Annotated in this window: 15 protein-coding genes; 8 read left to right on the top strand and 7 right to left on the bottom strand. The window is 69.6% G+C overall.

The genetic code is table 11. The features are described from left to right. Positions 1 to 2: 2 nt before the first annotated feature. From ACE3SG_RS21725 to ACE3SG_RS21715, 3 genes are all read right to left on the bottom strand, one after another. A complete protein-coding gene (locus tag ACE3SG_RS21725) occupies positions 3 to 1667 on the bottom strand; it encodes a response regulator (RefSeq protein WP_374568310.1) in 1665 nt (554 codons plus the stop codon). Then, the gene (locus tag ACE3SG_RS21720) at positions 1661 to 2170 is read right to left on the bottom strand and encodes a PAS domain-containing protein (RefSeq protein ID WP_374568309.1); all 510 of its coding nucleotides are present in this window, start codon (positions 2168 to 2170) and stop codon (positions 1661 to 1663) included. The genes ACE3SG_RS21725 and ACE3SG_RS21720 overlap by 7 nt, the downstream gene beginning before the upstream one ends. Positions 2171 to 2304: 134 nt before the next feature. Further along, positions 2305 to 4806 (bottom strand): response regulator, encoded by a 2502-nt coding sequence (locus tag ACE3SG_RS21715; RefSeq protein WP_374568308.1) that lies wholly within the window; start codon positions 4804 to 4806, stop codon positions 2305 to 2307. Between the two features lie 343 nt (positions 4807 to 5149). On the opposite strand from ACE3SG_RS21715, the gene ACE3SG_RS21710 reads away from it, so the two are divergent. Continuing rightward, complete coding sequence (locus ACE3SG_RS21710) at positions 5150 to 8464, top strand: EAL domain-containing protein (RefSeq protein WP_374568307.1); 3315 nt, start codon at positions 5150 to 5152, stop codon at positions 8462 to 8464. Positions 8465 to 8540: 76 nt separating this feature from the next. Then, complete coding sequence (locus ACE3SG_RS21705; RefSeq protein ID WP_374568306.1) at positions 8541 to 9194, top strand: hypothetical protein; 654 nt, start codon at positions 8541 to 8543, stop codon at positions 9192 to 9194. Between the two features lie 76 nt (positions 9195 to 9270). Here the strand turns inward: ACE3SG_RS21705 and ACE3SG_RS21700 are convergent, their stop codons facing one another. Further along, positions 9271 to 10791, bottom strand: a complete 1521-nt coding sequence (locus ACE3SG_RS21700; protein WP_374568305.1) for a CoA-acylating methylmalonate-semialdehyde dehydrogenase — start codon at positions 10789 to 10791, stop codon at positions 9271 to 9273. Between the two features lie 142 nt (positions 10792 to 10933). Between ACE3SG_RS21700 and ACE3SG_RS21695 the strand changes: the two genes are divergently transcribed. The 4 genes from ACE3SG_RS21695 (at position 10934) to ACE3SG_RS21680 (ending at position 15129) form a co-directional block, all read left to right on the top strand. Continuing rightward, entirely contained in the window at positions 10934 to 11863 is a 930-nt protein-coding gene (locus tag ACE3SG_RS21695) for a LysR family transcriptional regulator (protein ID WP_374568304.1), read from the top strand. A 145-nt stretch (positions 11864 to 12008) separates the two neighbouring features. Next, positions 12009 to 13592, top strand: a complete 1584-nt coding sequence (locus ACE3SG_RS21690) for a methyl-accepting chemotaxis protein (RefSeq protein ID WP_374568303.1) — start codon at positions 12009 to 12011, stop codon at positions 13590 to 13592. A gap of 417 nt (positions 13593 to 14009) precedes the next feature. Beyond that, a complete protein-coding gene (locus tag ACE3SG_RS21685) occupies positions 14010 to 14702 on the top strand; it encodes a YecA family protein (RefSeq protein ID WP_374568302.1) in 693 nt (230 codons plus the stop codon). A gap of 22 nt (positions 14703 to 14724) precedes the next feature. Beyond that, positions 14725 to 15129 (top strand): PaaI family thioesterase, encoded by a 405-nt coding sequence (locus ACE3SG_RS21680; protein ID WP_374568301.1) that lies wholly within the window; start codon positions 14725 to 14727, stop codon positions 15127 to 15129. Between the two features lie 199 nt (positions 15130 to 15328). Here ACE3SG_RS21680 and ACE3SG_RS21675 read toward each other — a convergent pair whose 3' ends face one another. Beyond that, positions 15329 to 16621, bottom strand: a complete 1293-nt coding sequence (locus ACE3SG_RS21675; protein WP_374568300.1) for an Hsp70 family protein — start codon at positions 16619 to 16621, stop codon at positions 15329 to 15331. A gap of 91 nt (positions 16622 to 16712) precedes the next feature. Then, complete coding sequence (locus tag ACE3SG_RS21670; RefSeq protein WP_374568299.1) at positions 16713 to 18026, bottom strand: D-amino acid dehydrogenase; 1314 nt, start codon at positions 18024 to 18026, stop codon at positions 16713 to 16715. Positions 18027 to 18324: 298 nt separating this feature from the next. Between ACE3SG_RS21670 and ACE3SG_RS21665 the strand changes: the two genes are divergently transcribed. Beyond that, positions 18325 to 18543, top strand: a complete 219-nt coding sequence (locus ACE3SG_RS21665; RefSeq protein ID WP_374568298.1) for a hypothetical protein — start codon at positions 18325 to 18327, stop codon at positions 18541 to 18543. A gap of 58 nt (positions 18544 to 18601) precedes the next feature. Here ACE3SG_RS21665 and ACE3SG_RS21660 read toward each other — a convergent pair whose 3' ends face one another. Continuing rightward, positions 18602 to 19024, bottom strand: coding sequence for a universal stress protein (locus ACE3SG_RS21660; protein WP_374568297.1), 423 nt, complete (start codon positions 19022 to 19024; stop codon positions 18602 to 18604). Between the two features lie 199 nt (positions 19025 to 19223). Between ACE3SG_RS21660 and ACE3SG_RS21655 the strand changes: the two genes are divergently transcribed. After that, entirely contained in the window at positions 19224 to 20765 is a 1542-nt protein-coding gene (locus tag ACE3SG_RS21655; RefSeq protein ID WP_374568296.1) for a methyl-accepting chemotaxis protein, read from the top strand.

Below are 20765 nucleotides of genomic sequence, written 5' to 3'. Positions count from 1 at the left end.
TCTTAGCATGAATGAGCGACCCTTTCAATTGTCGGGTTAGCTGCCGGCCGGGTTGCTTTGTGCTGCAGCTTGACCTGGGTGCCGTAGCTGCGGTAACGGTCTTGCAGCGCCTGCACCCGCCGTGACAATTCGTCGTTATGGGCGATGCCGTGGCGGTGCCGCTCCAGCGTGTGCACGGCCAGGTCCATCAACTTGCCGTTGAGCGATTGCTCGGCCGCGTCGAGCAAGCTGGTCACCGCGCGTCCCGGCTCGCCGGCCACGGTGTGCGACACGGCAGCCTCGGCCTGGTCGCAGATCAGCGTGTAGCGGGCGCGGATCAGCGGCTCGAAATCGGGCCGCCCCTGCGCCGCGCGGCACAGCAGCTCGCAGGTCGTGCGCGACACGGTGAAGCGGTCGGCCAGCCGTGTCAGCGTTTCGGGGATGTCGTCCAGCCGCACCTCGCGTGCATGCAGCCGCGACAGCACGCTCAGCAGGTTGCAGGCGGCCTCGAACTCGTAGTTCGGCTCGCTCAGCTCGCGCAGGGCCTGGTGCGTCAGCGCCACCGCCTCGGCGACCTTGCGTTCGAGCAGCAGCTTGAGGGTCGACAGCGTCGCCTCGAAGCGGCGCAGGCGCGCGCTCTGCGGCTGCGCCTCGAAGGCCGACGACATCGCGTGCAGCGATTGCGTCAGCCCACGCAGGTCGCCGCGGTCGAACTGCAGCGTGCCCAGCAGCACCAGCCCCTGAAGATCGAAGACCTTCGAGTTCTGCCCCAGCACGGCGGCGCGCTGCAGCGCGTCGGCGGCCTCTTTCGGGTCACCGTGGTAGAAGGCCAGCAGGCCGAACTTGAGCAGGCGCGACACGCAACCCGGCGTCAGCGCGGTGGCGCGGCGCAGCGAATTGAGCGCCTGCACATGCTCGCCCTGGTCCAGCAGCACCTTGCCCATCACGTCGTAGGCATCGGCGTAGCGTGGCTCGTCGTTGAGCAGGCTTTCGAGCGTGCGCCTTGCCTGCTGCATGCCGCCGGCCTGGTATTGCGAGCGGGCGAAGCCCAGCCGCGCCCAGGGCACAGCGCGGGTGGTCATGATGGTTTCGAACAGGGCCTGCGCCGCCTGCGGCCGGCCGGCGCGCAGCCACAGCTCGGCGCCGATGCGCGCGGCGTTGAGCCAGTTGGGCCCGCGCGTGTCGCAACGCCGCTGGCACAGCCCGGCCGCCTCTTCGTAGGCGCCGCGTTCGACGCAGCCGATGATGTCGGCCAGCGTGGCCTTGCGATTGAAGGACTGCAGCACCCGGTCGCGCAGCGCCTGGCCGGTGTGCGGCTTGATCAAGTAGGCGTCGAGCGCCGCCTCGGCGGCCTCGGCCACCTTGGCGTAGCCCGCCTCGCCCGAGATCATCACCACCACCGTCGACAGCGGCAGCAGCTGCGCCAGGCGCAGGTCGTCCATCAAGTCCTGGCCGGTCATCGGCTGGTTGTCGAAGGTGTATTCGCAGACCACCATGTCGAAGCGCTGGTGCTCGATCAGGCGGCGCGCGTCCTGCGCCCGGCTGGTCTGCACCACGGTGCCGAAGCCGAGCTCGCGCATCATCGCGGTCAGCATCGTGCGCGAGGCGGGGTTGGCGTCGATCACCAGCGCCTGGCGCCGCGCCATCTCGGCCCAGCTGGTGCCAAAGGTCGGTTCGGTGCTCACCATGGCGGGGTCTCCTCGGCGCGCTGCGGCAGGGCCACCACGCTGCCGTGGGCCGCGCTGCACACGGCATGCATCCAGTCGCGGGCGGTGCGCCGCATGGTCGCGTAAGCGGCCTCGGTGCTGCGCACCTGGCCGCGGCGCGGCCGTGTGCACACCACCATGTAGCCGGCGGGGCGGCGGGCCTCGCTGATCGGCGCGGCCGTGGCGTGCAGCCAGTAGCCTTCGCCGCTCTTGCGCCGGCTGCGGATCACCGACGACCACGAGGCGCCCGCTTCGAGCGTGGCCCAGAGGTCGCGCAAGACTTCGGGCGGCATGTCGCGCCGGTTGAACAACACCTGGGGCTGGCCGATCAGCTCGTCGTGCGTGTAGCCGCTGGCCTGCGCGAAGGCGGGGTTGCAGTAGCTGATGCGCTCGTTCGGTGCGATGGTCAGCACCAGCACTTCGCCGCGGGCGATGGTGAATTCACCGTCCGGCTCGTGGGGCATGGAAGACTCGTCGTGGTTCATGGGGTGGGGCTCCTGGTAGGGCATCGACCTCGGCCAGGATGTCGGCAACTTGCGGCGGGCACACGACCACCTCGGTGAGGGGAAGTCTTGACGCGTGGCGTGGGGCGGTCCGGTGCGTGTCAAGGCAAGCGCTTTCATGGGCCCGCCGATTCAGCGTGATGCAGGGCGCGCCCCACCTCGGCCATGAAACGGTCGCGGTCGAGCATCTGCTTGCCGAACACCTGCTGCACCCGGCCGCGCAAGCGCTCGCGGTCTTGCGGCGTGATGGTCTTGGAGGTCATCACGAGGATCGGCACCTCGGCCATCGCCGGCTGGCTGCGCACGCGGTCCAGCACCTCGAAGCCGCTGAGACCCGGCATCATCAGGTCGAGAATGATCAGGTCGGGCCGGCTGCCCAGCGCAACGCCGATCGCCTGTTCACCATCGAGGGCGCGCAGCACCTCGCAGTCCGCGCCGGCGAGGTTCGACGCCACCAGGTCCACGGCCACCGGGTCGTCATCGACGACCAGCACCTTGCGCAGCTGGCCCGGCTCGCGCACCAGCCCCAGGGCCTGCACCGCGTCGAGCAGCTGCTGGCGCCCGACGGGCTTTTCGAGCACCTTCGATGCGCCCAGCGCCACGCCGCGCTGCCGGTCGGCCACCATCGAGACGATGACCACCGGCACGTCGGCCAGTTGCGGGTCTTTCTTGATCTGCTCGAGCACGCTCCAGCCGCTGGTGCCGGGCATCATGATGTCGAGCGTGATCAGGTCCGGCGGTGCGGCGCCAGGCGGGTGCAGCTGGCTGCCGTCGGCCACGATGCGGACCTGGAAGCCGGCGCCTTCGAGGTGCAGGCGCAGCAGCTCGGCCGATTCCGGGTCGTCTTCGATCACCAGCGCGTGGCGCGCTGCGGCGGCGCGCGGGCGGGTGGTGTTGGCCAGCAGTGCCGCGGCGGCGCGGGCGGCTTCGTCGCCGTCGCGCCACGGCAGCCAGACGCCGAACTGCGAGCCGCGCCCCGGCGCGCTGGCCACGCCGACCGTGCCACCGTGCAGCGCGGCGAAGCGGCTGACCAGTGCCAGGCCCAGGCCGGTGCCCATGTGCTGGGCCTGGTCGGTCGAGCGCAGTTGCTGGAAGGCCTCGAACAGCTGGGGCAGGTCTTCGCCACGCATGCCGTTGCCGCTGTCGACGATCAGGACTTCGAGCAGCTGCGGGCTGTCGCCATCGGGCAATGGCAGCACGCGCGCCACGGTGCCGGGCGGTGCGGTTTGCCAGGGCGCCTGCCTCCGGGTCAATCGAACCGCCAGGCGGATGTCGCCGCCGTCGGGCGTGAACTTGACCGCGTTGGACAGCAGGTTGTAGACGATCTGGCGCAGCTTTCGCGCGTCCACCAGCAGCCGGCCTCGCGGCGGCATCGCCTCGAAGCGCAGGCGAATGCCGCGCCGCCCGACCGCTTCGTCGAACAAGGCCATGCATTCGCGCAGGAAGGCGTTGGGCTCGACCGCTTCCAGGTCCAGGCTCATCTTGCCCGCCTCGACCTTGGACAGGTCGAGGATGTCGTTGATCAACGACAGCAGGTGGTGGCCGCTGTCGTAGATCAGGCTGGCGAAGCGCTTCTGCTTGTCGAGCAGGCGCCCGGCCTGTTCGTCTTTCAGCAGTTCGGAAAAGCCGATCACGCCGTTCAGCGGGGTGCGCAGTTCGTGCGCCATGTTGGCCAGGAACTCCGACTTGAAGCGGCTGGCCTGCTGCAGCTGGCGGTTGAAGTCGTCGAGCCGGGCGTTCAGCCGCTCGAGGTCGGCCGCCTTCTGCTGCTCGCGCGCATGGGCTTCGACCAGCCCGGCGTAGAGCCTGCCGTTTTCCAGCGTCAGCACCATCAGCACGAAATTCGCGGCCAGCAGGCCGTAGATGCGGCCCGCGTAGAAGCCGAGGTCGAAGCGGCCCGCGTTGAAGACCGCCGACAGGCCGATGTCGAACAGCCATGCGCCCATCACCACCATCAGCCACAGGTCGAGCACGGTGCGCGGTTGCCGCCGCCACAGCGCCACCAGGGCGGCGGCGCTGAGCAGCCAGATGCTGCCGACGACGAAGACCATCGCCGGCGTGTAGCGGTTGCCTTGCATCACGGCGGGCAGCGCCTCGCGCCCCAGCGTGGCGAGCAGGCCGCAGCCCAGGGCCAGCAGCAGCACCAGCACGACGCAGCCGACCACCGCGCTGGCAATGCGGCCCGGCCAGTGCGCCGCCTCGGGCGCGCGGCGTGTCTGCGCGACATAGGCCAGCACCGCGAGCGGGAACCCGGCGTGCCAGAACATGTACAGCCAGGCGGTGGTCTGCGGCCCGGCACCGAGCAGCCCGGTGGGCGAGAACAGGCCGGGGAAGGTCATCGCATGCACGATCGCCAGGCAGGCGGTGAACAGGTAGCCGCCGGCCAGCACCAGCAGCGCGCGCGAGCGCAGGATCGCGAACTGACCGAACAGCAGCGCGGCCGTGACCAGGTCGCTGATCACGAGCGCCGATTCGTACAGCGGGATGAACGCCCACACCGGCGCCAGCGGCCGCTTCGCGAAGGGCACCAGCAGCGCAAACAACGCCGCCGATACCGCCGCCACTGCCAGCGCCAAGCGAGCCTGGCTGCGTTGCGCAGTCAGGGTCGAAAGAAACACTGGCCTGTCAACGACAAGCCCTGACATTCAGCCTCCCCTCGGCCTAACCCTCTGCGTTGCGGAGGCGGCCGTGGTTTGTTCATGAATTGGTTCTGCGACCAATCGGGGTGGATGGTGGAGCGAAGGGTCGGATGCGTCAACCCTGTCGACGCCGGGGTCGGGGCGAACGTGTCAACAGGCTGACACGTTGTCGTCTGGTTCTGCTGACGCAAATCGTCAAGAGGTCCCCACAGACAGGCTCCTGGGCTCCCGACAGCGCTCGCGAGGCCCCGTCTCTACAGTGCGGCCCAACACGGAGCACCACATGGTCAGGGCCAACGACAAAGCAGTACGCAATCACCGGTTGATCGCAGCTGCCGTGCTGCTGGTCGGGGTGTTGCTTTCGCTGGCGATCAGCCAGTCGGCGCGCGACGAGATCCGGCGCAACGCCCAGCTGCGCTTCGACGCCGCCTCGATCAGCGCCAGCGACGAGGTCGAACGGCGCTTTGCCGCGTATGTCGAGGTGCTGGCCGGGCTGCAGGCGCTGTTCCACACCGGTGAGGTGTCGCGCGAAGCGTTTCGCCGCTACGCCGAGTCGCTCGACCTGAAGCGCACCTTCCCGGGCTTCCAGGTGCTGAACTACGCGCCGCTGGTGGCAGCACCGGCCAAGGACGGCTTCGAGGCGGCGCTGCAACGCGACCTGGGCCCCGATGGCGGCGCACGGTTCGCGATCAAGCCACCCGGCAACCGCGATGCCTACCAGCCGATCTCGCTGATCGAGCCGATGGCCGGCAACGAGGCGTTCCTCGGCAAGGACATCGCCGTCTTCCCGGACGTGCGCGCAGCGCTCGAGGCGGCCCGCGATTCAGGCCGCCTCACCGCATCGGGCAAGCTGATCCAGATCCAGGGCGAGATCGGCCTGGCGATGCGGCTGCCGGTGTACCGGCCGGGCCAGCCGATCGAGACGGCCGAACAGCGTCGCGAGGCCTACCTCGGCAGCGTCGGGGCGGGGTTTCTCGTCACGCGGATGCTCGAGAGCCTGCCGGCGCCGACCGACGGTGTGCGCCTGCGGGTGTTCGACGGCGGGCGCGAGCCGGCGGCCTCACCCGCGGCCGACAACGCCGCGCCGCAGGCCGACAAGCTGGTCTTCGATACCCAGCGCCGTCGCGCCCAGCCGATGGCCGCCGCCGCGTCGTCGGCGTTGGCGGCGCCCGCGAAAGCCGGTGCGGCCAGCGAGCCCTTGCCCACCGCGGACACGGGCTTCTACCGCGTCGCTTCGTTCCCGCTCGGGGGCCGGGTCTGGCAGATCGAGGCGTCGTCGCCTTTCGACCAGGGCGTGGGCACGCTCGAGCGCCTGCTGCCGGCCATCATCCTGGTGGGCGGCAGCATCATCAGCCTGCTGCTCGCGAGCGTGCTGCTGGGCTTGCTGGGCGGCCGGCGGCGCGCACTGGCACTGGCCTTCGACATGACGCACAGCCTGCGCAGCAGCGAGCAGCGCCTGGCCGAGGCGCAGGCGCTGGCCAAGCTGGGCAGCTGGGTGCTCGACACGCCGACCGGCGCGATCGAATGCTCGGACGAGGCGCGGCGCATCTATGGCCACGACCTGGGCTCGGCGCCGCTGACGCTGCCGCGCCTGTTGGCGCTGGTGCCGGACCGCCAGCGCGCGGCGCTGAGCGAAGCGGTGCGCCAGGCCGAGCACAGCGACGAGCGGGTGGAGATCGAGCACGCGGTGCGCCTGCCCGACGGCGGCGACCGCTGGGTGCACGTCAACCTGCAGCGTGCCACCGAAGACGGCGTGGCCGCGGTGCGCGCGACAGTGCGCGACGAGACGGCGCGCAAGAAGGCAGCGCTGCGCCTGGAGCTGGCGCACGACATCGGCCAGAAGCTCGCGGTCGAGGCCGAGCCCGAGAACGCGGTGGCCTACATCCTGGCGTCGATCGGCACGCGGCTGCAATGGAGCGCCGCGGTGTGCTGGTTGCGCGAGGCTGATGGCCACCTGCGCTGCATGCATGCCTGGGCACAAGGCGATGCGCCGGCGCTCGGCGAATTCGCGGCCGCGATGCTGCGCCGGCGCGGCGCGCTGGCCGGCGGCCAGGTCGAGCCAGCCTCGATCACCGGCAGCCCGACCTGGCGCAGCATCCCGCTGGACGATTCGGTGCACGAGGAAGACCGCATCGCCAGCCGCTGCGGGCTGCAGGCGGCGGTGGTGATCCCGGTCAGCGCCGGTGCGCAGTGGGCCGCGCTCGAATTCTTCAGCCGCGCGCCGATCAGCGTCGACCGCGAGATCGAGGGCTTCATGCGCTCGGTGGCCAGCCAGCTGGCGCAGTACCTGCAACGCAAGCAGGCCGAACAGGCGCTGCGCCACGTGGCCCACCACGATGCGCTGACCGGCCTGGCCAACCGCCCGCTGCTGCACGACCGGTTGACCCACGCCACGCAGCGCGCCGCGCGCCTGCAGAACCGTGTCGCGGTGCTGTTCATGGACCTGGACCGCTTCAAGTACGTCAACGACAGCCTCGGCCACAGCGCCGGCGACATGCTGCTGCGCGCCTGCGCCGAACGCCTGCGTGCCAGCGTGCGCGAGAGTGACACCGTGGCCCGCTTCGGCGGCGACGAGTTCGTCGTGGTTCTCGAAGGGCTGCAGAGCTCGGCCGACGCGGTGCAGCCGCTGACCAAGATCCTGGCCCGCTTCAACGCGCCGTTCGAGATCAACGGCCGCGAGCTGACCACCACCGCCAGCATCGGCGTCAGCATGTTCCCTGACGACGGGCAAGACGTCGAGACACTGCTGATGCACGCCGACGCCGCGATGTACCGCGCGAAGGAGAAGGGCGCCGGCAGCTACGAATTCCATTCGGACCAGGTCAGCTCGCAGGGCCAGCAGCGGCTGGCGCTGGAGAGCAACCTGCACCGCGCGCTCGAACGCGAAGAGCTGTTCCTGGTCTACCAGCCGAAGCTCGAGCTGGCCACCGGCCGGGTCACCGGCGTGGAGGCCTTGATGCGTTGGCAGCACCCGACTCTCGGCATGGTTTCGCCGGCGCAGTTCATCCCGATCGCCGAGGACACCGGGCTGATCGAGAGCATGGGCCAGTGGGCGCTCGAAGTGGCCTGCCGCGATGCGCTGCGGTGGCAGCAAGAGGGCCACCCGGTGCAGGTCAGCGTCAACCTGTCGCCGCGCCAGCTGAACCGGCCGCGGCTGGTCGAAGAGGTGTCGCAGATCCTGGCGCTGGCGGGGCTGGATGCCGCGCTGCTGGAGCTGGAGATCACCGAGAGCGGCGTGATGCGTAACCCGACCCGCGCCGCCGCGCAGCTGCGCGAGTTGCGCGACCTGGGCGTGTCGCTGGCGATCGACGACTTCGGCACCGGCTACTCGTCGCTGTCGTACCTGCAGCGCTTTCCGCTGGGCACGCTGAAGATCGACCGCTCGTTCATCAAGGACCTGCCGGGCGACGAGGACGCCGCCGCGCTGACGGCCGGGATCATCGGCCTGGCCCAGCGCCTGCGCATGAAGGTGGTGGCCGAGGGGGTCGAGACGCTGGAGCAGCTGGGCTTCTTGCGCAGCCACCACTGCGACCAGATCCAGGGCTACTACCTGAGCAAGCCCATCACCGCGGGCGAGATGAGCCGGTTCCTGGCCCGCGACGTGCGAAACCTCGTGAGCCCGGTGGTGGCGGCGTGAGCCGCATCACGGCTCCCGTGAGTGCCAGTGGCCGCCGGCCGCCGGCAGATTTGTCGACCCTAGGGAGTTTGAACCCATGCAATTGCTGACCGAAAACCATGCGCTGGCGCAGGTGATGACCCGCATCGCCGCCCTCGACCTGGCCCCCATCAAGTTCAAGATCACCAGCAAGGAAGACGGCTACGGCTGGACTGCCGAGCACGTCGATCGTGTCGAGCTGGGCTACAAGCGCTTTCTCGCGCTGCTGGCCATGCACCCGGGCCGGCAGATCGCGCCCACGCGCGACATCGACAAGTTCTGGCATGCCCACATCCTGGACACGCGCAAGTACGCGGCCGATTGCGAGCAGATCTTCGGTGCTTTCCTGCACCACCACCCGTACCTGGGCATGCGGGGCGACGAAGACCAGCGCGACCAGGCGGCCGAGGCGCTGCACAGCCTGTTCGAGCGCGAGTTCGGCGAGCCGGTGCCGGCCAACGCCGCCGCTGCTGGCGCAGCGGCGGTCGATCTGGCCTGGTGCGGCGGCGAGCAACGCGCCGACATGACCGCGGCGTGGTGTGGCGGCGAGGCGAGCCCCGACAAGGTGGCCGCCTGGTGCGGCGGCGAGGCGCCCGTGAAGGCGGCGGCCTGGTGTGGGGGTGAGGCCCCCGCGAAGGCGGCGGCGTGGTGTGGAGGCGAGGCCCCCGCCAAGGCGGCGGCCTGGTGCGGCGGCGAGGTGCAGTCGCACTGAAAGCGGCGCGGCCGCTGTGAAGCGGCCGCATGTGTCTCAGGGAGGGGATGACGGACCACCGTCACCCGGCCGGCGGCTACTTGGCCGTCGGCATCACGAATTCGGCCCCCTTGCCGATGCTGGCCGGCCAGCGCTGCATCACGCTCTTCTGCTTGGTGTAGAAGCGCACACCTTCTTCGCCGTAGGCGTGCATGTCGCCGAACAGGCTCTTCTTCCAGCCCCCGAAGCCGTGCCAGGCCATCGGCACCGGGATCGGCACATTGATGCCCACCATGCCCACCTGCACCCGGCGGCTGAACTCGCGCGCCACGTTGCCGTCGCTGGTGAAGCAGGCCACGCCGTTGCCGAACTCATGGGCGTTGACCAGCGCCAGCGCCGCGGCAAAGTCGGGCACGCGCACGCAGGCCAGCACCGGGCCGAAGATCTCTTCCTTGTAGATGCGCATCTCGGGCGTCACGTGGTCGAACAGCGTGCCACCGGTGAAGAAGCCGCCCTCGTGGCCGGGCACGGTGTGGCCGCGGCCGTCGACCACCAGCTTGGCGCCTTCCTCCACGCCGATGCCAATGTAGCCCTCGATGCGCTGCTTGGCCTCGCGCGTGACGATCGGGCCCATCTCGGCGTCGAGTTCCATGCCGTTCTTGATCTTCAGCGCCTTCGCGCGCTCGGCGACCTTGGGCACGATCTTGTCGGCCACATCGCCCACCAGCACCGCCACCGAGATCGCCATGCAGCGCTCGCCGGCCGAGCCGTAGGCCGCGCCGATCAGCGCGTCGACCGCCTGGTCGACATCGGCATCGGGCATCACCACCATGTGGTTCTTGGCGCCGCCCAGCGCCTGCACCCGCTTGCCGTGCTTGGCGCCGGTCTCGTAGATGTACTGCGCGATCGGGGTCGAGCCGACGAAGCTGACCGCCTTCACATCGGGGTGGGTCAGCAGCGTGTCGACCGCCAGCTTGTCGCCTTGCACCACGTTGAACACGCCGTCGGGCAGGCCGGCCTGCTTCAGCAGCTCGGCCATGAACAGGCTGGGTGACGGGTCGCGCTCGCTGGGCTTCAGGATGAAGGTGTTGCCGGTGGCCAGCGCCATCGGGAACATCCACATCGGGACCATGCACGGGAAGTTGAACGGCGTAATGCCGGCCACCACGCCCAGCGGCTGGCGCAGCACCCAGTTGTCGATGCCGGTGCCCACCTGGTCGGTGAAGTCGGTCTTCAGCAGTTGCGGCGCCCCGCAGGCGAACTCGACGATCTCGATGCCGCGGGTGACTTCGCCCTGCGCGTCGGTGAAGACCTTGCCGTGCTCGGCGGTGATCATCGCGGCGAGCGTGTCCTTGTGCTGGTTCAGCAGGCCGAGAAAGTTGTTCAGGACGCGCGCGCGGCGCAGCGGCGGCGTGTCGGCCCAGGCGGGGAAGGCGGCCTGGGCGGCGGCGACCGCGGCGTTCACGTCTTCAACGCTGGCCAGCGCGACCTGGCGCGCCACCTTGCCGGTGGCCGGGTTGTAGACGGCCTGGCTGCGGCCGCCGGTGCTGGCGACGACCTGGCCGCCGATGAAGTGGCCGATGTCGGTGGTGGCGGTGAAAGCTTCGGGGGCGCCCATGGTGTGGTCTCGCTTGGGGTGCAGGGGATGGCGCCAGTCTAGGCAGCCCGCCCGGCGCTGCCAATGCCGGCCGGCTGGATTCATTGTTCTGAATGGCGAACAATAGGCTTGGCAAACTGAGAGCCAATCGCAGGAGCAGCCCATGTCGAACCCCGCCCGCGGTGCGCCGCTGTGGTCGCCCATCCATGCGTTGACGGTGCTGGCCGAGGCCGGTAGCTTCACCGCCGCGGCGCAGCGCCTGAACCTGAGCAAGGCCGCGATGAGCCAGCGCGTGGCCGAGCTGGAGGCGGCGGCCGGCGTGCCGCTGGTGCAGCGCACGACCCGCAGCATGCAGCTGACCGATGCCGGCCGCCAGCTGGTGGCGGCCACGCAAGGCGCGTTCGCGGCCATCGACCAGGCGTTTGCCGAGGTGCGCGACCTGGCCGATGCCCCCAGCGGCCGGCTGCGCGTGACGGCGCCGGTGGCGCTGGCGCGGCAGTGCATCGTGCCGCTGCTGCCGGGCTTCTTGCGCGCCCACCCGGCACTGCAGGTCGAGCTGGACCTGTCCGACCGGCTGCGGCCGCTGGCGCAAGAAGGCTTCGACCTGGCGATCCGCCACACCAGCACGCCGCCCGATACCCACGTGGCCTGGATGCTGCGCGAGACCCGCAGCGTGCTGCTGGCCAGCCCCGCCTACCTGGCGCACCGGCCGGCGCCGAGCGCGCCGCAAGACCTGCGCGAGCACGATTGCCTGTTCTACCCCCGGCCGGGCGACACGGCGGCGTGGAGCTTCGAGCGCCAGCCGGGCGAGCGCGTCAGCGTGCCGCTGAAAGGGCCTTTTGCCGCCAACAACAGCGAGGCGCTGCGCGAGGCGGCGCTGGCCGGGCTGGGCGTCACGCTGCTGCCCGATTTCAGTGCCGAGCCGGCGCTGGGCGAGGGCCGGCTGGTCGAGCTGCTGCCGGGCTGGCGGCCGGTCGGCGCTTTTGGCACCCATCTGTGGGCGATCCGTCCATATGCGGCGCAGGTGCCGCGCGGCGTGCGGGCGCTGGTGGGCTGGCTGGCCCAGGCATTGGGCGGGCGTGCACCGGCGTGAGGCGGGGCGGCCACATGGTCAGCTTGAAGAAAGGAATTGCACCGTTCGAGTGCTGCATATCACGTGAACTTGCTCAAGAGCGCAGGCCAACAATCCGAAAACCGATCAGACCGACCCACCGACACGAGTCCGGAGACTTAAGACCATGGCCGTACCTTCCTTCGCGCGTTTGACCCTGGCCCGCCGCCTGGGCCTGGGTTTCGGCAGCTTGCTGCTGATGCTGTTGATCGTCGCCGGCCTGAGCGTGGCTGAGCTGCGCGCCCAGGGTAACCGGGTGCAGGACATCGTCGGGGTCAAGAACGAGAAGTTGGCGCTGGCCAACAGCATGCTCGAGAGCATCAACAGCCTGGCGATCCAGGCCCGCACGGTCACGCTGCTGACCGATGTGAAGGCGATCGACGTCGAGATGAAGGTGCTGGCCGAAGCGAAGAAGCGCTACGTGTCTGGCGAAGCCGCGCTGCTGGCGCTGATCGGCTCGACCGCCGATGCCGACGAGCGCGCACTGATGAACGACATCGTCGAGAGCGGCAAGAAAACCATCCCGCTGGTCGAGCGCGCCGCCAAGGAAGGCGAAGCCGGCGCCGGCGTGGAAGCCACGATGACGCTGACCGAGGCGGTGCGCCCGGTCGAGATCGTCTGGCGCCAGAAGGTGGCCAAGCTGATCGAGATCGTGCACAAGCAGAACACCGAAGCCGCTGAAGCCGTGATCAGCTCGCAAAAGCGTGCCTTGATGATGGTGGCCGCGCTGATGGCCGGTGCCATGGTGGTCGGCGTGATGCTGGCCTGGCGCACCACGCGCAGCATCACCGCCCCGGTGGCGCGTGCCGTGAAGGTGGCCGAGCGCATCGCCGAAGGCGACCTGACTTCGACCGTCGAGATCACCTCGCAAGACGAGATCGGCCGCCTGCTGCAAGCCATTCACGGCATGCAGGACCGGCTGCGTTCGCTGGTGGGCGACATCCGCCTGTCGGCCGAGTCGATCCAGACCGCGAGCACCGAAGTGGCCGTGGGCAACCAGGACCTCTCGCAACGCACCGAGCAGACCGCCAGCAACCTGCAGCAGGCCGCGTCTTCGATGACGCAGCTGACCGGCACGGTGAACCAGTCGGCCGAAGCCGCGAGCCAGGCCAACCAGATGGCCAGCTCGGCCTCGGCGGTGGCGCAGCGCGGCGGCGAAGTCGTGGCGCAGGTCGTCTCGACGATGAACGAGATCAACAACAGCTCGCGCAAGATCGCTGACATCATCGGCGTGATCGATGGCATTGCGTTCCAGACCAACATCCTGGCGCTGAATGCCGCGGTGGAAGCGGCGCGTGCCGGCGAGCAAGGCCGTGGCTTTGCGGTGGTGGCGGGCGAAGTGCGCTCGCTGGCCCAGCGCAGCGCCGAGGCCGCGAAGGAAATCAAGGGCCTGATCGGCACCAGCGTCGACAAGGTCGAAGCGGGCAGCCGCCTGGTCGGCGACGCCGGCAGCACGATGAACGAGATCGTGGCCAGCGTGCAACGCGTGTCGGGCATCATCAGCGAGATCACCGCCGCCGCGGCCGAGCAGAGCAGCGGCATCGGCCAGGTCAGCGGTGCGGTCGGCCAGTTGGACCAGATGACGCAGCAGAACGCCGCGCTGGTCGAGCAATCAGCCGCCGCCGCCGAGAGCCTGAAGGGCCAGGCCTCGCGCTTGGCCGAGCTGGTCAGCGTGTTCCGCCTGCAGCGCGACGCCGACTACGTTCATTGAGCCCCCACGGCCCCTCCGGGGCCTGCCCCCAGGGGGGCTCGCGCAGCGGCCCGGCAGAGCCGGATCCGCGCACGCCACTTGATGGGCGGCGGCTCCTGCGGAGCGCCTTGGTGGGATGCGGCAGCGCCCGGGGGGGCGCCAAAAAAAACGACCCAGTCCGTGAGGACTGGGTCGGTACAAGTCCTCAAAGAGGACGTCGTTGGGACGTTCGCCCGGAAGCACCGTTTGGTGCACCCTGGGGCATGTGGGGCACTCTAGGGGCGCACTGTAACCAGAGCTATCCCCTGATTGGGGGATGCTGAGCGCCCGAGTGCGCCAGCCTGCACAAAAGATGCAAACCGTCGGTGTCGCGGCCCATTCTTCGGCCGGCCGTCAGGTTGATGCGCCGACAGCGCCCGCCGGCGCGACAATGGCGCGATGCCCGCACCCGCCCCCGAATCTTCGACCGCGTTGACCGACGCCGACCTGGCCGCGCTCGAGCGCTGGCTGGACCGCATCCCCGCCCCGGCCGAGCCGCTGGACGTGATGATGCTCGACGGTTTTCTCTGCGGCGTGCTGCTGCAGCCCAAGGCGGTGCCCGAGGCGCAGTGGTGGCGCCACGTGGTGGATGTGGACGGTCGTTCTATTCCGCTCGGTTTCGACGACGAGCCGCTGCGCGCGCTGGTGCGCCGCCGTCATGCGGAACTCGACGCCGCGATCCGGGAGCGCCAGTGGTTCGACCCGTGGGTGTTCGAGCTCGACGACGAAGACGACCCGCTCGAAGCGGTGATGCCCTGGGTGGCCGGCTTCGCGACGGCGATGGAGTTCTTCCCGGCGCTGATGCGCAGCGATTCACCCGAGGTGGCCGAGCCGTTGGCGGTGCTGTACCGCAGCTTCGACCCCGAAGACCTCGAAGACGCCGACGAGCTGCTGGCCCTGATCGAAGAGCTGGAGCCGCCGGCCGACCTGGCCGAAGCGGTGGAGGCCTTGGTCAACAGCGTGCTGCTGCTGGCGGACGTGACCCGGCCATTGCCCAGCACCAAGCCGCGCCGCGCACCGTCGCCGCGGCCTCGCCGGGCCGCACCCGGTGGCGGGGCGAGCGGTGGCGGAACCCGCGGCCGCCGCCATTGAGTCTTTCTGCCCGCCGACGCCGATGATGCAAGCCGACCAATTCAACGCCTTTGGCGCCCACCACCTGCCTGGCCACCTGGGCATCGTGATCGACGAGGTGGGGCCGTCGCGGATCAGCGCGCACTTGCCGGTGCGGCCCGAGCTGATGGCGCCGAACGGCTTTCTGCATGCCGGCAGCGTCGTCACGCTGGCCGACACCTGCGCCGGTTATGGCTGCGTGGCGAGCCTGCCGGCAGGCTCCACCGGCTTCACGACGATCGAGCTGAAGTCGAACTTCCTCGGCACCGCCCGCGAGGGCACGATCGAGTGCGTGGCCACGGCCGTGCACCTGGGCAAAACCACGCAGATCTGGGACGCGGTGGTGACCAGCCGCGAGACCGGCAAGACACTCGCGCTGTTCCGCTGCACCCAGATGGTGTTGTATTAGGGCCCCACGCCCCGTTCCCGGGGCTGCCTTGCAGGCCGCGCCGGGCCAGAGACCCGACCCCTTGCCAGGCACGAACAGTCCTCAGGACTGTTCATGTCCGGGCAAGGCCCCCGAGGGGCTCGCGCAGCGGCCCGGCCAAGCCGGATCCGCGCACGCCACTTGACGGGCGGCGGCGCTGCGCGCGCCTGGTTGGGGTGACCTACGCGAACACGCGTTGGGCGTGCAGGCCCAGGCCCTGCGCCACGCTGGCGAGGCGATCGCCGCGCACGGTGCGGGCACGGGTGAATGGTGCGGCGATGCGGTGCGCCAGCGGCGCCAGGCCGGTCGAGCCACCGGTCAGGTAGACCGCTTCCACCTGCTCGGGCGCCACGCCGGCCATCCGCACTGTTTCGAGCCCGGCTTGCACGATGCGCTCCAGGTCGGCTTCGATCGCACCCAGCGCCTGCGGCTCGGCCAGCAGCGCGTCCAGGCCCGGCTCGAGCTCGTCAAGGTCGATGCGCACCACGTCGTCTTCGCGCCCGTCGGCCACCGCGATCTTCGCCGCCTCGGCCTTGGCCATCAGCGCATGGCCGAGCTTGTGTTCGACGATCGCCATCAGCCGGGCGTGCAGCTCGGCGTCGGCATAGAAGGTGCGCATGCGGCGCAGCTCCATCACCCGGGCCGGCGTGTAGACGGTGTTGATCAGGTGCCAGGTCGCGAGATCGAAATAGACCTTGCTCGGCACCTCGCGCTCGGCCGGTGCGGGCCCGCGCGCCTTGAAGCCCGCCAGCGGCAGGATGGCGGCCAGCTCGACATGGCGGTCGAAATCGGTGCCCGCGATGTGCACGCCGTGGTTGGCCAGGATGTCGTTGGCACGGTCGACGCGTGTGGCCCGCTCGGGCCCGACGCGCACGAGCGAGAAGTCCGAGGTACCGCCGCCGATGTCGGCCACCAGCACCAGCTGTTCGTGGTCGGCCGTGGCCTCGAAATCCAGCGCCGCGGCGATCGGCTCGTACTGGAAGCTGACCTCGGCAAAACCGACCTGGCGGGCGGCTTGTTCGAGCGCGGCCTGCGCCTGCTCGTCGCGCGCGGGGTCGTCGTCGACGAAATAGACCGGCCGGCCCAGCACCGCGCGCGTCAGCGGCTCGCCCGCCTGCGCTTCGGCCAGCGATTTGAGGTGGCGCAGGTAGCCGGCGATCACGTCGAGGAAACGCACCGAGCGGCCGCCGCCGACGTCGGTGCTCTGGTCGACCAGCGACGAGCCCAGCACGCTCTTCATCGAGCGCATCAGACGGCCTTCATGGCCCTCGATGTAGGCGGCGAGCGCCTGACGCCCGTACAGGTGTCGTGGGTCTTCGTGTGGCCCCACGCCTTCAAGGGTGTAGAAGACCGCGGTCGGCATCGTGCGTTGGCCGGGTTCGACCTCGACCAGCGATACGCGGTGGGCCGCATCGGGCAGGGCGATCGCCGAGTTCGACGTGCCGAAGTCGATGGCGCAGAAGGCGTGGTGCATGGCAGCCGGGCGCAGGGCGCGCGCGCGAAAAAAGGGCGCGATTCTGCCACCGATCGCCGCGCCGCGGGCGGCGACCGGGATCCGCCCCTGCTCAGGTCGCCAGCGCGACCTGCGGCCTGCGCTGCGGCAGCTCGGGCCCGCAGAAGCCGAAATTCAGCTGCGGCCGCTTGCCGCTCATCAGCTCGGCCAGCGCGCGGCCCGAGCCGGCGCCGTGCGTCCAGCCCAGCGTGCCGTGGCCGGCGTTCAGCCACAGGTTGCTGATCTGGTCGCTGCGGCCGATGTAGGGGATGTTGGTCGGCGTGCTGGGGCGCAGGCCCGTCCAGTAGTTGGGCTCGTCCAGGTGGGCGACGCCGGGGAACAGCTCTTCGTAGCGCTTGACCAGCGCGGCGCAGCGCACCTGCGCGGTGGCGTTGGCCAGGCTCAGGTCGTAGCCGGCCATCTCGGCCGTGCCGGCAATGCGGATGTGGTCGCCCAGGCGCGAGATCGCGATCTTGCGGGTGTCGTCGAGCAGGCTCACCGTGCTCGCGGCTTCGGGCTTCTTCAGCTTCAGCGTGGCCGAGTAGCCCTTGGCGGGGTAGATGTCCAGGTCGACGCCGATCGGACGCAGCAGCGGGGCGGTGAACGAGCCCATCGCCGCAACGACCTGGTCGCCGCGCAGCGTGCTGCGCACGCCCGTGCGCTGGCAGCCCACGTTGACGCCGCTGATCTCGCCGGCGACCACGTCGAAGCCGATGATGTCGTGCTCGTAGAGGAACTTCACACCGCGCTCGCGGCATTTCTCGGCCAGCTTCTGCGTGAAGACCCGGGCGTCGCCCGATTCGTCGCTGGGCGTGTAGGTGCCGCCGTGGATGTTCGGGCCGAAGGCGGCCAGCGACGGCTCGACCTTCAGCACCTCGTCGCGGCTCAGCACCCGGCGGTCCACGCCGTGCTGGCGCATCAGCTCGGCACCGGCGGCGCCGGCCTCGAAGTCTTTGGCCGACGAGAAGAAGTGCAGGATGCCGCGCTCCAGGCGGTCGTACTCGATGCCGGTCTTGTCGACCAGGCCCTTCAGCGACTCGTGGCTGTAGGCGCCCAGGGCGACCAACTGCTCCACGTTGCGGGCAAACGCCGCGTCCGAGCACTGCAGCAGGAACTTGATGCCCCAGCGCCACTGATACGGGTCGAGCCGGGGGCGGAACAGCAGCGGCGAGTCGTCGCGCAGCAGCCACTTCAGCACCTTCAACGGCGCGCCGGCGTTGGCCCAGGGCTCGCAGAAGCTGACCGAGATCTGCGCGCCGTTGGCGAAGCTGGTCTCCAGCGCAGCGTCGGGCTGGCGGTCGACCACCGTGACCTCATGGCCCTCTTCGGCCAGGTACCAAGCGGTGGAAATGCCGATGATGCCGGCGCCGAGAACGGTGACTTTCATGTCTGACGAACTGCGTGGATTGAAACTCACGCGATTCTCGGCAGGGTGGGATCACAAATGAAGCGATACTCATAATATTCACAGATCATTAGACTTGCTAATGTTCGTGATCGAGTGCCTAACGCTTCAAATGGGTGGCAAGCCGCGAGGCGCAGGTGGGCAGAGTTCCCCGCCGTGAGACCGCAGCGCCACAGCCGCGTGCAAATGCCGCAACTGCGCCGCTTTACCCCCTGAAATAGACGTAACGAAAAACCGCAACAGGACGAAACTGAAGACACACCCGCACCGGAGACCCATCATGTCGAACGCCGCTCATCCCAGCTTGTTGCGCCGTCTGATGGGCCTGGGCGCCACGCCCGCGCCGGAACTGGACCCCGCCGACATGGGCACCGCGATGGGCCTGGACTTCTGCCTCGACGAGCCGCCGGCCGACGTGGTGGCGGCGACCACGCTGGCCCAGTCGGGCCGGGCGAGCGTGGTGCGCACCAACTGGCTGCGCCGCCTCAGCGCCAGCTGAGCCCCAGCCCCGCCGGTGCCTTGCGGCGCCGGTTTCGCGTGGCTGGCCTGAGCAGCGGTCAGCGCACCAGCAACACCGGTGTCGTGCAGTGCGCCATCACCTTCGTCGTCACCGAGCCCATCACCAGCTGGCCCAGCGAGCCGTGGCCGTGTGAGCCCATCATCAGCAGGTCGAACTTGCCCTTCGTCGCGACCCCCGCGATGTTCTCGGCGGCGTGGCCGATCTTCGACACGAAGGTGGCCGACAGCTTCTGCTTGGCAAAGAACTGCCGGATCGGCTTGAAGACCTTGTCGGCCTCGGACTCGTAGTAGGCCGCCAGCACCGACTTGTCCAGCGCCGCCGCCGCCCGTGGCGGCACGGCCATCACCGAATGCAGCACCGTGTACTCGTGGTGCTCGCCGAGCCACTCGTCGTGAGCGGCCAGGTAGGCCAGCATGCGCTTGGTGTAGGGGCTGCCATCCACCGCGACCAGTATCTTCATCGTCTGCTCCTGGTTGAGATGCCTTCAGTGTCGCATCTGGCGATTTGCGTGACACCTCACCGGTGCCCATCGGATATGGCGGGGCAATGCCCGCCAGTTCGCCTCATCGGGTGGGCGTTGCTTTTCTACGATGGACGAGTCCGTCGAGGCGGGGCCAATGCTGCGCCCCGCGCTTTTTTCATGCAAGGAGCAGTACCGCGTGAGAACAAAACAGACCCTGATCACTTTGGGCGCACTGGGGGTGGGCATCACCATCGTTGTGGGCGTCGTCGCCGCGATGGGCTTTGCCCAGTTGGGGCGAGCGATGGACGATTCAGTCATGGCCATCCAGGCCACCGACGAGCTGATGGCCGGCGACATGATGCACGACGCCTTGCGCGCCGACGTCTTCCAGGCGCTGACTTTCGCCGCGTCGGGTGACCCGGCTGGCATCAAGGACGCGCAGTCCGAAGCCCATGAGCACGGCGCGCAATTCGTGCGCCTCAATCAGGCCGTGCGCGCGCTGCCGCTGGACGAGGCGCTGAGCCAGGGCGTGGCCTCGCTGACCCCGACGATCCAGCGCTACGTGGCGCTGGCCAACGAGATCACCCAGGTGGCCGCGCAAGACGCTGCCGCTGCCCAGGCGCAGCTGCCCGCCTTCATCGCCTTGTTCAAGGAGCTGGAAAGTGCGCAGCAGAAGGTGTCGGACGCGATCGAAGCCGAGGCCGCTCAACGCCAGGCCGAGGCCACCACGGTGCGGCGCGGTGCCCAGCTGGCGATGGCGATCGCCACCTGCATCGGTGCGCTCGGCCTGGCCTTGTTCGCACTGGCCATCACCCGCAGCCTGATGCGCACGTTGGGGGCAGAGCCCGTGGCCGTGCGCGAGTTGATGAACCGCGTGGCCAATGGGGACCTGGCGGTGCACATCCGCGTGGCCGAGGGCGACCGGCACAGCCTGCTGGCGGGGCTGGCCCACATGGTGGACCGGCTGCGCGGCACCGTGAGCGGCGTGCGCGACCATGCGAACGGCGTGGCCACGGCCGCGGCGCAAGTGGCCGCGGGCAACGGCGAGCTGGCCACCCGCACCAACCAGCAGGCCGTGGCGCTTGAGAAGTCGGCCGCGGCGCTGGAGCAACTGTCCGGCACGGTGCAGCACAACGCAGACAGTGCCCAGCAGGCCGATCAACTGGCCCAGGGCGCCAGCCAGGTGGCGCGTGACGGCGGCGACCTGGTGAACCAGATGGTGAGCACGATGCAGGGCATCAACCAGTCGTCGCAGCGCATTGCCGACATCATCGGCGTGATCGACGGCATCGCGTTCCAGACCAACATCCTGGCGTTGAATGCGGCGGTCGAGGCCGCGCGAGCCGGCGAGCAGGGTCGTGGCTTCGCGGTGGTGGCCAACGAGGTGCGCAGCCTGGCGCAGCGCAGCGCCGATTCGGCCAAAGAGATCAAGTTGCTGATCACCGACAGCGTCGAGCGCGTCGGCCAAGGGGCGCAACAGGCCGACCGGGCCGGCGCGACGATGGGCGAGATCGTCGGCGCCATCCAGCGCGTGACCGACCTGATGGCCGAGATCAGCGCCGCCACGCGCCAGCAGACCGCGGGCATCGCCGAAGTGTCCAGCGCCGTGGCGCAGATGGACCACACGACCCAGGGCAACACGGCTCTGGTCGAACACACCGCTGCGGCGGCCGACAGCCTGCGCGACCAGGCCGGCCGGCTGGTGGCCGAAGTGGCGGTGTTCTCGACCGACGCCTGA

The organism is Ideonella sp. (assembly GCF_041914305.1).
Lineage (GTDB): Bacteria > Pseudomonadota > Gammaproteobacteria > Burkholderiales > Burkholderiaceae_C > Ideonella.
The sequence above is the reverse complement of the archived record's forward strand: the minus strand, read 5'-3'. Positions and strand labels throughout refer to the sequence as shown.

Excerpts from the sequence above, each read along its gene's own strand:
- ACE3SG_RS21670 (WP_374568299.1), bottom strand. The coding sequence starts at position 18,026 with ATGAAAGTCACCGTTCTCGGCGCCGGCATCATCGGCATTTCCACCGCT.
- ACE3SG_RS21705 (WP_374568306.1), top strand. The coding sequence starts at position 8,541 with ATGCAATTGCTGACCGAAAACCATGCGCTGGCGCAGGTGATGACCCGC.
- ACE3SG_RS21695 (WP_374568304.1), top strand. The coding sequence starts at position 10,934 with ATGTCGAACCCCGCCCGCGGTGCGCCGCTGTGGTCGCCCATCCATGCG.
- ACE3SG_RS21685 (WP_374568302.1), top strand. The coding sequence starts at position 14,010 with ATGCCCGCACCCGCCCCCGAATCTTCGACCGCGTTGACCGACGCCGAC.
- ACE3SG_RS21660 (WP_374568297.1), bottom strand. The coding sequence starts at position 19,024 with ATGAAGATACTGGTCGCGGTGGATGGCAGCCCCTACACCAAGCGCATG.
- ACE3SG_RS21665 (WP_374568298.1), top strand. The coding sequence starts at position 18,325 with ATGTCGAACGCCGCTCATCCCAGCTTGTTGCGCCGTCTGATGGGCCTG.
- ACE3SG_RS21680 (WP_374568301.1), top strand. The coding sequence starts at position 14,725 with ATGATGCAAGCCGACCAATTCAACGCCTTTGGCGCCCACCACCTGCCT.
- ACE3SG_RS21700 (WP_374568305.1), bottom strand. The coding sequence starts at position 10,791 with ATGGGCGCCCCCGAAGCTTTCACCGCCACCACCGACATCGGCCACTTC.
- ACE3SG_RS21725 (WP_374568310.1), bottom strand. The coding sequence starts at position 1,667 with ATGGTGAGCACCGAACCGACCTTTGGCACCAGCTGGGCCGAGATGGCG.
- ACE3SG_RS21720 (WP_374568309.1), bottom strand. The coding sequence starts at position 2,170 with ATGAACCACGACGAGTCTTCCATGCCCCACGAGCCGGACGGTGAATTC.
- ACE3SG_RS21675 (WP_374568300.1), bottom strand. The coding sequence starts at position 16,621 with ATGCACCACGCCTTCTGCGCCATCGACTTCGGCACGTCGAACTCGGCG.
- ACE3SG_RS21690 (WP_374568303.1), top strand. The coding sequence starts at position 12,009 with ATGGCCGTACCTTCCTTCGCGCGTTTGACCCTGGCCCGCCGCCTGGGC.